The sequence below is a fragment of the Bradyrhizobium sp. genome (assembly GCF_016219575.1).
Lineage (GTDB): Bacteria > Pseudomonadota > Alphaproteobacteria > Rhizobiales > Xanthobacteraceae > Bradyrhizobium.
The window spans coordinates 40,501-52,856 of the sequence record NZ_JACRMG010000024.1 but is presented as its reverse complement, the minus strand read 5'-3'; the positions used below and the strand labels follow the sequence as shown (position 1 = coordinate 52,856).

Below are 12,356 nucleotides of genomic sequence, written 5' to 3'. Positions count from 1 at the left end.
TACCAAATAGCACGTGACTTCAAATTTGAGGGTCCAGATCGAGGCGTTCATGGTGAAAGGATGGGGGTTCTCGCCGAAGACGCCGGGCAAGCCCGCGGAGGCCGAACCGAGCAGCAGCGTTTTCAGGCCGTATCGCCAGACGCGGGTGTCGGAGAGGAACTGAGCCGGGGTGCAAATAGTAACGATTGCGCCCACTAAAATTAACAGAAGCGCGCAAACGGCGAGAGCCGGGAAGATCCGAAGGCCCCGCGCGACAATGAATTGCGTGGTCGATGCTGATCGCGCCAGGCTGGCGGCCACGGTAAGGCCGGACAGAACGAAAAACACGTTCACCGCATGGTCGCCCAGATTGTAGAAGGTGACGCCGGACAGGATTTCGTCGGCCTTAAGACCGGAGTGCAGAAACAACGCATGAGAGACTACCACGGCCGACGCAGCCAAGAGGCGCATCAGATTAAAATTGTTCCGGTCGGGCTCGAGAATGTGCCCGACGCGCCTCAACGACATCTTGCTATCTCCCTAGTTTTTCAGGGGCAGGTCTGTGCCGCATTGAAACATCAAAAACATCAAGTCCACTCTCAGCAAAAATCATGCCGGACACCTGTTAACCATGGGCGCCCATGTGATCCCGAGCGTTGAAACAGTTCAAACACGGGCATCTTTTACTCAATGGAATTTTGAAAAGATTGACCGAAAGCGGTCTCTTGGAAGTAATGAATTGCGATCGAGTGTGACTGTATGCGGCTGCCATCTCGCATCTTTGATCTCGCAGCAGGTTCAAGAGCAGAACCAGTCCAATCACAAGAGGGTGATTTTTTCAAAATGATGTCGTTGCACCCGAAGTCGTGGCGTCTCTACGCCATTCACGACGAGATTTTAAGTGAATGAAAACAACCCATTTCGGAGTCTGGCGCGGCAGAGACCAACTTCGCGCCGAAAGGGCACAGTCGCCATCCCGTATTGGATCGCGGCCGTCGTCAGCAAAAACGCGTGTGATGCCCATCACAGCGGCGAATGGGGGCCTGCGCTAAGTTGAAGCCGTCATCGTGCCAAAGCAAGGAGAACGGTGCACAAGAAACACCCTCCTCCCCGTCACGACGTCGATCATAAAATCGAAACTCAGGAGATATCTCATGTTACGCAAGACCATCATCGCTCTCGCGGCTCTAGGTTTGATTGGGGCCACTGCGCTTGCCCCGACCACTGCCTCCGCAGACAACGAGCACGACCAATTCTTCAGCCTTCTACACGGACACGGACACGGACACGGACACGGACATGGACATGGACATGGAGGTGACCATGGGCATGGGCATGGGCATGGACATGGTGGGGGGCATGGGCACTGACGCCAGTACCCTGATGTCTACAACGACGTCTTGACTTGGCTGCCGGCTTGGGGATCGCGACAGGGGCGCTCAGTAATGGGCGCCCCTGGGTGGAGGCCGGCCTCAGTGAGTTTTCTGTCATTGCGGGGGCAGATTTGAGCTTGCGACCTCAAGGCTATGAGCCTGATGAGTTGGTGATCGCTGGTACCTTTGCTGGTATTGTCAGAAAGGCACCACCGACGAAGTCTTAAAAATCAATAGCTTGATGTGGAAAATAGCGCGCTACGATCGACGAAGATAGGCACTACTCTTTCGCCGTCGCGCTATGACGGACTATCCGGATCGGCTCAAAGCCATCCAAGCCTGATCGCCGCTTCTTTGGAACACTACGCCAACTCCGCGGTCAGGTGCCGCTCGTCGTTCGCGGGACCGAGCTCTCTTGGTCGACGGCAGCACCGATCGGGCCGACATTCGGGTCGTGTAGCTCTGATCTCCTTATGGCCGGCGTACAGGCGCTCCAGAGAACATTCAACCGGGCCACATACCCAAGGGTGGGGCGCCCGCACGGGAATGATTTGCCGCTTGCGCCAAGTCGGGTGGAAGCCGTTCTATTATATCCAAGACGACATCCACCGAGCGCTTGAAAGTGCGGCAATGTACCGTTTCAGTTGTTGCCGCGGAGCCATTCTCAAAAATCTTGTTTGATGGCGCACCTCCGCCACAAAGACCATAGTAGGCGCACGTGTCTGCACATTGACGCACACCCGCCCTGATGTCGGCATAAAGGCGGCTTTCGTGCACCCGGGCGGCAATTTCCTCGAAACTGTCACGGGCCAGGTTGCCAAAGCAGAACGATCCATATGCTTCGTGCTCAATGCCCAAAAGTTCCGGCGAGAAGGTGGAGAGATTGCCGTCGCAATCTAACGAGATGATGCGGAATGGCTCGTTCTGCTCGTTGCGGACTGGGGTGCCGTGCGCTTCGATCATCCCCATGCATTGCTCGACCTCTCGAACGAGAACGGGCCGTTGCCGTTGAACGGCGAGATCGAGGAAGCGCTGCAAGAACGAGCGGTACATCGCGTCCGCAGTCTCGCAGCTCACGAGTTTCGACTTGGCGTTTGCTCCTTCCTGCTCTTCAACATTGAAACAGATGTACCTGATCTGGTTCTCGACATAGAAATCGAGCATCTTCTCCGGCTGCGCCATGCTTTCGACCGTCAGCACGCTGATGACATGAAAGGAGATGCCCGCGCGCTGCAACATCCGCAAACCTTCGTACGCACGATCGAACGACCCAGTACCGTTCCTTTGTTTTCGGTAAAGGTCGTGCAGTTCGCGCGGCCCGTCGATGCTAACGCCGATGTTGACGTTCCACTTCTTAATGAGATCGCACCAGGCTTCTGAAATCAGCGTCCCGTTGGTCTGAATTGAATGTCGGATATTCAAATGAGGTGGGGCGATAGCCCGGATCAGCTCAAACATCCGTTCGTAGTAACTAACCGACAGAACCATCGGTTCGCCAGCATGCCATACGATTGTTACGGACTCCCCGATCGTAGGGAACGCAATGAGTTTCTTGAAGATGATTTCGGCTAACTCAAACGTCAGCCGCTTTTTCGAGGATCGATGGGGCAGATAGCAATAAGTACAATCGATGTTGCAAAAGGGCGTTGGCTGAAGAACCAAAAGGCTGGTTTGGCAATACTCCATTTACCGGAACCTCGCGGGGCGCGACCCGTTCCTTGGCTTGCCGCTCAGATGGCAAAGCCGGATGCGTCAGTGGTGATGATTGCCCCAATGATGGTTGTGCCAATTATTCCAATGGTCGTGCCAATTGTTCCAATTTGGCCAATTGTGCCAGTGCTGCGCGAGCTTTTCGCCCTTCGATTCGGTACCGGCCTTCGCTTCGCCTGTCACCGCAAGCTTGCTCAATTCCGCGATCTTAGCCTGCGCATTGGCGATCCGCTGGTCGAGAGGAACATCAGCCGGGTTAGACGCGGCGGGAGCCGCACCGGTCGTTAGAATTAGGGCAAGAACACCGAAAATTCCACGGAACATGGGAAACCCCTCCAGCTAACCACGCTATTATGTCAGAGCAGTTTACTTTCCTCAAGCCGTATTTGGCCGACGTGTCCTTGATGGCTTCGCGGAAATTGATCCGTGGGAATGGTGCCGATAGAGCGCGAATCGTTCGCTGGCGACGCAGGCGGGCCGCCGACCTCTGCATCTTCTCGGACGATTATATTGTTCGTGTTCGACGCCGCAGCAAGAACGCCGCCTCGTCTCGCATCCTTCCACAACACGATGTGGTAACATCCGCAGACTGCGACGAGCATCAATTACCTTGCAGGCCTGCTGCAGGCGCAGGGTGATCTTACTGGCACGCGGCTGCTCTACGAGCGCGCGTTGGCCATCAACGCGAAATTGCTGGGTCCGGCGCATCCGGACACGAATCGGACTCGATCTAGTCTTGCGAGACTATTGCTAGCCACCGGTCCCGCTGAGGCACATGCACTCGCCGAGGCGGCGCTCGCCGCCCACGACAGGGCGCTTGGAGCGAGCCACCCCTCGCGCAAGGAGTCCGCTCGCGTCGGTGCTGAAGGACTTGCCGCCGATCTGGTGAGGATTGATGCCCAGGGGAGCGAAGCGCCCGGTGGGGCGCGCGCAAACCGCACATCTGCCAAACAAGCCCTTCGCGATCGACGATCCGAAGGGTTTCAATGGGCCGGTGAGCGTTGTCACCAACGATCCGGGCCACGGATTCTACCAGAATCAAATGCAGATCAACGGCGGCAAGAAATCGACCGGTTCGCTGCATATTTGGATGTGGGCGCCTTGGTCATGGGGCATTATGACGGATCGAAACTCTCGGCGTGGAATATCGCAAGGCGATACACGCTGGCCGACAATTTCTTCATGGGTGCCTTCGGCGGCTCGTTCGCGCGGAAAACGTCGTTGACGTGGCTGAGCGAGACAAGCTGCTGACCAGCATTGCCGAAATGGACTCCATGATCGTCGCCGCAACACTGCAATTCGCCCGTGACGAAGCAATGGCTGAGCCGCGCCGCCGAACCGATCTCACCGCACTTCTTTCCAGCGTGGTTGACGACATAGCCGATACCGGACTTCCTGTTGCCGATGGAATCGGCGCAGCCCATCGTCTGCGAATGCCAGCCGGCTGCCTTGAAGCGCGCGCCCACCAATCTGATCGACAACGCCGTCAAGTACGGCAAGCGGGCGCGCGCAGCGATCCGTTCGACGCCGCAAGCGATCGAGATAACGATCGACGACGAAGGGCCTAGAATCCCCAAAGACGAGCTCACGCGCGTGTTTCAGCCCTTCTACCGCGTGGAAGGCTCCAGAAGCCGCGAGACCGGCGGGATTGGTCTCGGGCTGGCGATTGCGCTGTCGGTGGTCCAGGCGCACGGCGGCCGGCTTACGCCTTCCAGCCGGCCGGAAGGTGGTCTTCGGGCCTCTATCACTCTGCCTCTCTAGACAACGTGAGAGTGCATTCGCGGCCCTTAACGTCTTGACGCGTGTGTGGACCTACCTCTTCGAAGGCGAATAAGTCTTCGGTTGTTTTGGCGGTACATCGCCTTGAATGCGATGAGAATAGGAGGCAACTTGAAAAGAAGCTGGCGGAGCAACTCCAAGGGCTCGGCGGCAATAGCCCACGAGGGGGCCGATGCTGACACTGCTATTCGGTGCCGTATCCCTGCTCTATGCGACGGTAGGTCAAGCTGGAGGAACAGCTTTCCTCGCACTGATGGCTTTTGCCTCTTTCCCCTCGAACGAGATGCGGCCCACGGCGCTATTGCTCAATATCGCCGCCGCAACCTATTCGACATGGCTGTTCAATCGCGGCAGTTTTGTCGATTGGGCGAAGCTCAAACCGCTCCTGATTGCATCGCTGCCGACCGCCCTCGTTGGAGGGTTCATCGTACTTGATGAGAATGTTTATAACGCGATGACCGGCATTGTGCTCCTGGCCGCCGCAGCCATTCTCGCCTTCCGGCGAAGGAAGGATGGGGAGCCGGACCATTCCACTCCTTTGTGGGGTGCCATAGCCATAGGCGCGGGTGTGGGCTTCGTATCGGGTCTCACAGGCGTCGGCGGTGGGGTTTTTCTGGCGCCTATCCTGATCGCGCTGCATTGGGCATCGCCCAAACAGACCGCGGCCCTTTCAGCACCCTTTATCCTGGCCAATTCCGCAGTCGGTTTGGTTGGCGCGTTGTATGCCGGCCAAGTGCCGTCCGGTCACGCTTGGCTCTATGCCGTAGGAGCGTTGGCTGGAGCGATGGTTGGCACAACGGTAGGCTTGCGGTGGCTATCGCAAGCCGCAACTCGCTACGTTCTGGCAGCCGTCCTGGGCAGCGCGGGGGTTCAACTGCTATTCTTCGCCGGTCACTACGGCTAGTAGCCGTTTGCCGAGGGCAACATCGCCTCAAGGTGGACTAGCTAGAATATGGTGCGTCGCCCGGGGATATCATACTCGCGATCATCCAAGTGCGATGAAGTGATGAAGTCGACGAACGGTGAACCACTGTGTCCAACCGTTTTTCTGTTGCATCAACCGATAAACAAGACGCCCAGTTGCTGGGAACGCTGGCGCAAGTCGCGGCCATTTGGATCGTTTCAGATGCCGGATACTATTTTCTGCTGCCGCTATTCGGCGTGCAAGCAAACTACAATGCTGGCTCTCTTGCGGTCACGCTGTACTACGGGTTCTGGGTCGGAATAACAGTCATCATCTTCTGGCCTGCTTTTTGCCAGTTGGCACCGATGCGCCCGCTGGGCCACATTCGAGAATCGCCTGACGAGCCTTGTCGTTTGGTCGCTTGCCTTCGTTGGCTGCATTTTATTCGCAGCGTACGCGCTTCCTCGCCGCCCTTTATCCGAGCTGGATGCGCAAAGAGCTTTCGCCTTGCTGCTCATAGATAGATAAGGTCGGCCGTAAGAAAAAAGCCCCGCCGCGAGGGCAGGGCCGGCTTCTTAGCATCTATGACGAAAGGTCCAGTCAGGTGCCGTAGATCTTCGTCAGGTAGTCTTTGATCGCCTTGGCGTCGGCCTCGTCGATCGGCGCTTTGAACGCGTTGATCATCTTGTTGACGGTGGCGTCCCATCCCGCCGCGTTGAGGAATGGCGAGTTCATCTGGATGTAGTCGAGGCTGTGGCAGGCTTGGCAATTGGCTTCCACCTTATCAAGGCCCGGCCCCGGCTTCAATTTTATCGGTTTCTCTTGCGCGGCCGCCGGGACAGCGATCAGCGCGGCGACAACAGCGATAGCGAATGTCCGCATGGATAACCTCCCTTAAGCGACCAGCGTGATGTTCTGCATCACGTTGTTGTGGTAGCCGGCCGGATTGAAGATCAGTTCTGAGGTTTGCGCCTGGCCGATCCTGTTGGTTGCATTGACCATCACGCTGTTCTTGCCGGCCTTGGCTGACAGGTTGAAGCTCCATGGCCGGAACGCAAAGCGGCCGAGATCCTCGCCCAACGTCGCGGCGGCCCAAGTCTTGCCGCCGTCGGTGGAGACTTCCACCGCGCGGATGCCGTAGCCGCCGTCCCAAGCCATGCCGCTGACCGTGACTTTGCCGGTTTTCACTTTGGCGCCGTCGCGATGGCTGGTGATCAGTGAATTCACCACCATCTCGGTGATCGGGGTGGTGGTAGCATTTTCCTGCGTGATGAAGCGGTCCCTGAGCGGGAACTTGCCGACCGGAATGCGATAGGCCGGGTTCATCCAAAAGTTCGTTTCGGGCTTGGTCAGGGCGTTGATCGCGATGACGTGCTTTATCCAGTACGTGCCGGTCCAGCCGGGTACGATGATGCGGGCCGGGAAGCCGTTGAAATGCGGCAGCGGCTGGCCGTTCATCTCGTAGGCGACGATTGTCGACTCGTCGACGGCCTTCCACACTGGAATGCTCTTGATGAAGTCCGGCGTCTTGTCGACCGCCGGACCGTCGGCGCCGTTGAAGCCGATCTCGATCGTTTCCTTCTTCAGGCCGACCTTGTCGAGCACGTCCTTGAGCCGTGCGCCCTTCCAGCGGGCGCAACCCATAGCGCCGTAGCCCCATTCCACGCCCTGCACATGCGGCTTCGACAGGCCGCGGCGGTTGCCGGAGCATTGATTGACCGCGACCACCTCGACAGCCGGCATTTTCTTCAGCTCGTCGAGCGTGATCTCGGCCTGGCCGTTGGCGCCGTCGCCGCCGACCGCGATCTTGTAGGTCTTGACGTCGACGTTCGGGATATCAGAGAGGTGATAGCGGACATAGAATTCGTCATTCGGCGTGATCGGCGTGCGCAGATATTCGAGTGGCGCTTCGTAGTTCGGTGGCCGGTAGGAGAGCTTGATTAGCGGCTTCTTGCCCGGCAGCGCTTCCATGATGGCGGAGCTATTGACGCCCGTCGGTACGCCGGGCGTCAGATCGACGCCGGCGGCTTCGGCTTCCGTCGGCTGGCGTAGTCCCCCGATCAGTGCCGCGCTCGCGGCGGCCGATGTGCTGAGGAAGTGCCGGCGATTCATTTTTTGCATTCGTTCCCTCCTTCTCTTGCCGCTTGCGGCGGATTATCGATTTGCGTGACCCCCGTCACGAAATCGCAATGTAGAAGAAACGAAGGAGGGGCTCGATTTATTCCAACCTCTGCCGGCTCGACAGACTACCCGACGCAGGGGGGCGCTCCAATATTGGCTTCGCGCAGGCGCCGCTCGACCCGCTCGGGGTCGGAGCCGAGCCGGGTCTGCTGCTCGGCGGCCCCCGCGATGATGGCGAAACGCCATTGCGGCATGCCATGCGCCACCAGCTCGTAGACGAGGTCGCCGACCGCCCAATTGCGTCGGCTGGTTCCGGTGACCGCGGGCGCCTCGGCCCCCGCCGGCCAGGCCCGCAGGTCGAGACGGCATCCGTGCGGGCCGCGATAGCTCGCCGTGATCACCGGGACCTTGCCGGGGTCGATCGCCAGGCCGATGAGCTTCAACCCTGCCGTATCGAGCCTCGGGATGTTCGTTCCGGCCGGCAGCGACGCCAGCGTGATGGCCATCGGCCCCTCGGCGGTCACGGCGTCCGGGCTGGCGCTGGACAGCAGGCCGTGCACGGCCACAAGCCCGCCGATGACAGCGGCGACGCAGGCTGCGGCGGCAGTTAGCCGCCAAGCCACCGGCCGCCGGGTCTTGGGAAGCCGCAGTGTCGGCACGTCGTCGGCTGTGTTTGCGACAGTCGCCTTGAGCCGTGCCAGCGCCGCATAGGCGCGCGCCAGATCGCGATCGACCGCCAGACGTGAGGCGATCTCGGCGCGCTCGGCCGGCGCCAGCTCGCCATCGACGAGGGCATTGAGCGTCAAGAGGTCGTCTGGGTTCGGACTGTTATCCATGGTGCGACTTCAGTGGCTGGACGCGGCTCGCCTCGATCGCCGCAAGGAGCGCGCCACGCGCCCGGGCGATACGGCTCATGACCGTGCCGACGGGAACCTGTAGCAGGTCGGCGGCCTCGCCGTAGCTGAAACCGGCCATATCGATCAAGGCGATTATTTCCCGATGCGTCGGCGCAAGGACGGCGAGACCTTGCTCGACGGTGATCTTGGCAATGCGCATATCGTCGTAGCGCCAGAGATCGATCTGGGCATGGTCCTCGATGGGCGGCTGCCGCAGGCGGCGCAATTCGTCGAGGGCGGCGTTGCGGACGATGCGGAACATCCAGGCGTGATAGGCGGGCTCATCGTCCGGCACGCGCCTGGCGGCCAGCGCCCGGGCCGCGGCCTCCTGCACCAGATCGCGGGCGGTGTCGGCATCGCCGAGCATCGTCCGCGCAAATGCAAAAAGTCGCGGCAGCAACGCCGGCAGGCCGGCATGAGGATCGCGGACCACGTCGCTTCGTCGCCTCGGTTGGATCAGCACCGACTATCGGACCGCCAGCGCAATTATGCAACGGGCTGGGACGCGACTGCGCGATGGCCGGCTTGAGACCGAGGCTCCTGTTGACCCCCATCTTGAAACGGCAACCGCCCGATTGCGCTGCCCCTTTCGCCGATCGGACGACCGGGCGAGACACGAAAGGGGCTTAAGCGACTATGCGGGCACTGCGGCAGCCCCATGCTAAGATTCGACCGGCCTAGCGGATCAGAAAGCGTGGATCGTCGCGGCCAATGCTTGATGGCTACGTTTGGCTATCGGGATCCAACGTTTACGCTTGGAGTCTATGCAGCAATCGACATGGTATCGGGTTCAAGCCCCGGTTCAGCCTGATCGACAGTCTCCTCGACCTTCGTGCTTTTGAGCCACCGGACTAAAGAAGGATATCGCGTTGCTTCGAGGCTTTGAACGACCAGTTCTGATATTCGCTGCTGCTGTTGGCGCAGGTGGTCTCGTAGTAAACGGTCGCGCGTGATGTACCCCGCATTCACGCCGGGCAGCGAATGGTTCATCAGCAGATGAATGTCAAGCTCCGAAATACCCGCGGCTTGCGCGAGCGTGCGATAACTCTGCCGCAGTTCGTTACCCCACTTGGAAAGGACGTCACGCACTTCCTTGTGCTCCACGAGATGTCCGATTTCGCTGTCGGCTGGAAACAGCCACGATTTTGCCTGCTCGGAATACATGATCTGCCCCCACCTGATTGCGCGGACGACGCACCGGATCATCGGCCGCGATAGCGGGATGTCGAATGCCTTGTCCTCTCCACCTTTGGGCTGCGGGATGTGGATCAGCCTCGCACGTAGATCGATGTGCTCAATGCGAACCTTCTTAAGCGCAGTTGGTCGTGACCCACTGAAGAGTATCAAAAGGTGAAATTCCCGCCTTAGCGGGTTCTCCATTGCGTAAAGCTCCTTCAGCCAGCCACCGATGTCGTTCGGCCCCATCCCACTGTTGCGTCGATGCTCCTTATTCCAGTCAATGGCGGAAACCGGGTTCGTGGCAGGCAGATCCGTATTGCTTTTCCTGGCGTGGTTGTAGACGGCCCGCAGACTGCGCATGGCGCCATTGGCAATGTAGGGGCCGTTTTCTTTTGTTATCTTGTCGTGGTGTTCAACGACAAGGTTCGGCTGTCGGCCAAGCCGGGCCAGCGGATCGTCGAGCCAATCCTTGAACAGCCGCTCCATGTGATCTCGATAGTTTTCAATCGTGCCAGAGCTTCGACCCTTACGTTTCATGTGTGCATCCCGGTAGCGCTCCCAAGCCTGGCGAAGCGTGATTGACCCTGGCTTGATTTTGGGAGTTTCACCTGGACGTTGTCCTTTGGCTATCGCTCCAAGCGCTTCCTTAGCTTTGCCTCTGGCTTGGCGCGTGGTCATTTCGCCGAAGTCGCCGAGCTTTACTTGGGCTGTGAATTCACGAACACCGTCACGCCAGAACTCACCTTGAGCCATGAAGGTCTTGCGGCGCTTGCCGACGAGAACGAAGAATCCCAGCAATTCGCCATCGCGCACCTTGTACTGTTTTTTCCCCGCAGACAGACGCGCAATGCTTTTGTCGGTGAGAATCTCGCGTTGATCAGCCATGACCGTCCACCATTTTAGTCTGGGTTTAGTCTGGGGAAGTCCACGACAGGAGTTATCGTGGTGGCTCTACGCTAGCGCACGCCATGGCGCGAAATCTTATGATCAATCAGTAGCTTGTCGAAGGGGCGGGAGTATGGCAACGTGTCCCGACGCGCCGCAGAAAAGCTTCGAATTCAGACTACGAATCTGAGGGTCGGACGTTCGAATCGTTCCGGGCGCGCCATTTTACGACGCCGGTCAGAACAGCATTGCATCTGGTCGCTCGCGCATGATCCCGAAGGGTGGAAACCGGTTTTCGGAAAGGATCATGCGCAAAACGAAAGACATCTCAGGGACCAGATGAAGATATCGCAGGCGTTCAAGTTCGAGGCGGCACACTTTCTTCCGGGCGTGCCGGCAACGCACCGCTGCAGCCGGCTGCACGGTCATTCCTACCGCGTCGAGGTTCAGCTGGAAGGTCCCGTCGACGCCCATACTGGATTCGTCGTCGACTTCTTCGATCTCGAAGAGTCCTTTGCCGGCATCATGGATGCGCTGGATCACCGCTGTCTCAACGAGGTCGAGGGACTGGGCAATCCGACCGCGGAAAACATCGCGGTCTGGATTTGGGAACGCCTGAAGCCGGGCCTGCGGCAAATCTCCGCCGTGCGGGTCTACGAGACCGCGGACTGCTGGGCCGAATTCGACGGGCGGTGAAGCGCGTGCGTGGCGCACACCGCAGTACTACTACGCCGCCGACCTTCTTCCGCGCGACCGCGGCGGTGCGATCAATGCTTCCGCCGGTATTTCCCACTCGCGGTGCAGCCGCCAGGCCATCCTCATGGTGAGGGGACGCTTCCTCGTCAGGATGTCGGAGGCGCGCTGGCGCGAACCAAGCAGTCGGCCGAGATCGGCCTGCGAAAATCCGCCCGTCTCCATCCGGTAACGGATGGCATCGATCGTATCGGGCGGTTCGATCGGCCAGCGCTTGCGCTCGTAGTCCTCGATGATCAATGCGAGAAGATCGAAGCGGTCGGCCTCCGGTGTGTCGGGTTTCGGTTCGTTCTCGAAGTACCGCTCGATCTCGTTCAGCGCTGCATCGTAGTCCGCCTCCGAGCGAAGCGGGCGGATCATTTTTTTCGCCATGACACGGTCTCCGGGTCGATACGATCATACTCAGCGTGAGTTCCGATGAACTTAACGAGCAGGCGGCCGAAGGAAAACGACACATGGACGACCAGCCGGTATTTGTTGCCGCCGAGATCGAAGATGATCCGATTGTCGCCTACAAAGTCGACCGTGCTTCCAAACTGCCGCTTTATTTCGGCCGGACTTGTCCAGCGCGCTTTTGATGCAACCGTCACCCATGCGCGGATTGGGCCCTCAGCATGTGGGTAACGCGCCCAAAATTCCTTCAGCGTCCGGCGGGCGATCACCTGCATGCTGAAATTATATCATGTCACCATTTCGGTGACAACGCGTTCTGGTTGCCAAATGTCCAGGCCGGAGTCATGGGTTTTCAGGGATCGATCGTTCTACCCTGCCCCCTAC

At 59.1% G+C, this 12,356-nt stretch carries 15 protein-coding genes and 1 tRNA gene; 6 read left to right on the top strand and 10 right to left on the bottom strand.

The annotated features are described in order from the left end of the window. The 3 genes from HZB49_RS20225 to HZB49_RS20215 form a co-directional block, all read right to left on the bottom strand. Window positions 1-507 (bottom strand): acyltransferase family protein (locus tag HZB49_RS20225; RefSeq protein ID WP_291614604.1); only part of this gene is annotated, 507 nt, incomplete at its 3' end. Window positions 508-1,856: 1,349 nt separating this feature from the next. Further along, window positions 1,857-3,038, bottom strand: a complete 1,182-nt coding sequence (grrM, locus tag HZB49_RS20220; RefSeq protein WP_291614602.1) for a cyclophane-forming radical SAM/SPASM peptide maturase GrrM/OscB — start codon at window positions 3,036-3,038, stop codon at window positions 1,857-1,859. 66 nt (window positions 3,039-3,104) lie between these two features. Further along, window positions 3,105-3,386 (bottom strand): hypothetical protein, encoded by a 282-nt coding sequence (locus HZB49_RS20215; RefSeq protein ID WP_291614600.1) that lies wholly within the window; start codon window positions 3,384-3,386, stop codon window positions 3,105-3,107. A gap of 276 nt (window positions 3,387-3,662) precedes the next feature. Between HZB49_RS20215 and HZB49_RS30075 the strand changes: the two genes are divergently transcribed. The 4 genes from HZB49_RS30075 (at window position 3,663) to HZB49_RS20190 (ending at window position 6,269) form a co-directional block, all read left to right on the top strand. Then, a complete protein-coding gene (locus tag HZB49_RS30075; protein ID WP_365858613.1) occupies window positions 3,663-4,313 on the top strand; it encodes a tetratricopeptide repeat protein in 651 nt (216 codons plus the stop codon). Between the two features lie 198 nt (window positions 4,314-4,511). Continuing rightward, window positions 4,512-4,823: an ATP-binding protein gene (locus HZB49_RS20200; protein ID WP_291614607.1), complete on the top strand. Its 312-nt coding sequence runs from the start codon at window positions 4,512-4,514 to the stop codon at window positions 4,821-4,823. A gap of 190 nt (window positions 4,824-5,013) precedes the next feature. After that, complete coding sequence (locus HZB49_RS20195) at window positions 5,014-5,745, top strand: sulfite exporter TauE/SafE family protein (RefSeq protein WP_291614596.1); 732 nt, start codon at window positions 5,014-5,016, stop codon at window positions 5,743-5,745. 128 nt (window positions 5,746-5,873) lie between these two features. After that, the gene (locus HZB49_RS20190; protein WP_291614594.1) at window positions 5,874-6,269 is read left to right on the top strand and encodes a hypothetical protein; all 396 of its coding nucleotides are present in this window, start codon (window positions 5,874-5,876) and stop codon (window positions 6,267-6,269) included. A gap of 76 nt (window positions 6,270-6,345) precedes the next feature. Here the strand turns inward: HZB49_RS20190 and HZB49_RS20185 are convergent, their stop codons facing one another. From HZB49_RS20185 to HZB49_RS20165, 5 genes are all read right to left on the bottom strand, one after another. Beyond that, window positions 6,346-6,627, bottom strand: a complete 282-nt coding sequence (locus tag HZB49_RS20185; protein WP_291614592.1) for a cytochrome c — start codon at window positions 6,625-6,627, stop codon at window positions 6,346-6,348. A gap of 12 nt (window positions 6,628-6,639) precedes the next feature. Next, window positions 6,640-7,866 carry a molybdopterin-dependent oxidoreductase gene (locus tag HZB49_RS20180; RefSeq protein WP_291614590.1) on the bottom strand — a complete coding sequence of 409 codons (1,227 nt, stop codon included), beginning with the start codon at window positions 7,864-7,866 and terminating at the stop codon, window positions 6,640-6,642. Window positions 7,867-7,991: 125 nt separating this feature from the next. Then, a complete protein-coding gene (locus HZB49_RS20175) occupies window positions 7,992-8,702 on the bottom strand; it encodes a hypothetical protein (protein ID WP_291614588.1) in 711 nt (236 codons plus the stop codon). Next, entirely contained in the window at window positions 8,695-9,195 is a 501-nt protein-coding gene (locus HZB49_RS20170) for an RNA polymerase sigma factor (RefSeq protein ID WP_291614586.1), read from the bottom strand. Before HZB49_RS20170 ends, HZB49_RS20175 begins: the two co-directional genes overlap by 8 nt. Window positions 9,196-9,524: 329 nt before the next feature. Beyond that, a complete protein-coding gene (locus HZB49_RS20165) occupies window positions 9,525-10,826 on the bottom strand; it encodes an integrase family protein (protein ID WP_291614584.1) in 1,302 nt (433 codons plus the stop codon). A gap of 125 nt (window positions 10,827-10,951) precedes the next feature. On the opposite strand from HZB49_RS20165, the gene HZB49_RS20160 reads away from it, so the two are divergent. Together HZB49_RS20160 and queD are read left to right on the top strand one after the other, a co-directional pair. Beyond that, a tRNA-Ser gene (locus tag HZB49_RS20160) sits at window positions 10,952-11,049 on the top strand. Window positions 11,050-11,165: 116 nt separating this feature from the next. Further along, window positions 11,166-11,522: a 6-carboxytetrahydropterin synthase QueD gene (queD, locus tag HZB49_RS20155; protein WP_291614582.1), complete on the top strand. Its 357-nt coding sequence runs from the start codon at window positions 11,166-11,168 to the stop codon at window positions 11,520-11,522. A 30-nt stretch (window positions 11,523-11,552) separates the two neighbouring features. Here the strand turns inward: queD and HZB49_RS20150 are convergent, their stop codons facing one another. Next, the gene (locus tag HZB49_RS20150) at window positions 11,553-11,951 is read right to left on the bottom strand and encodes an XRE family transcriptional regulator (protein WP_291614580.1); all 399 of its coding nucleotides are present in this window, start codon (window positions 11,949-11,951) and stop codon (window positions 11,553-11,555) included. Next, window positions 11,936-12,247 (bottom strand): type II toxin-antitoxin system HigB family toxin, encoded by a 312-nt coding sequence (locus HZB49_RS20145; protein ID WP_291614579.1) that lies wholly within the window; start codon window positions 12,245-12,247, stop codon window positions 11,936-11,938. Before HZB49_RS20145 ends, HZB49_RS20150 begins: the two co-directional genes overlap by 16 nt. Window positions 12,248-12,356: the final 109 nt, after the last annotated feature.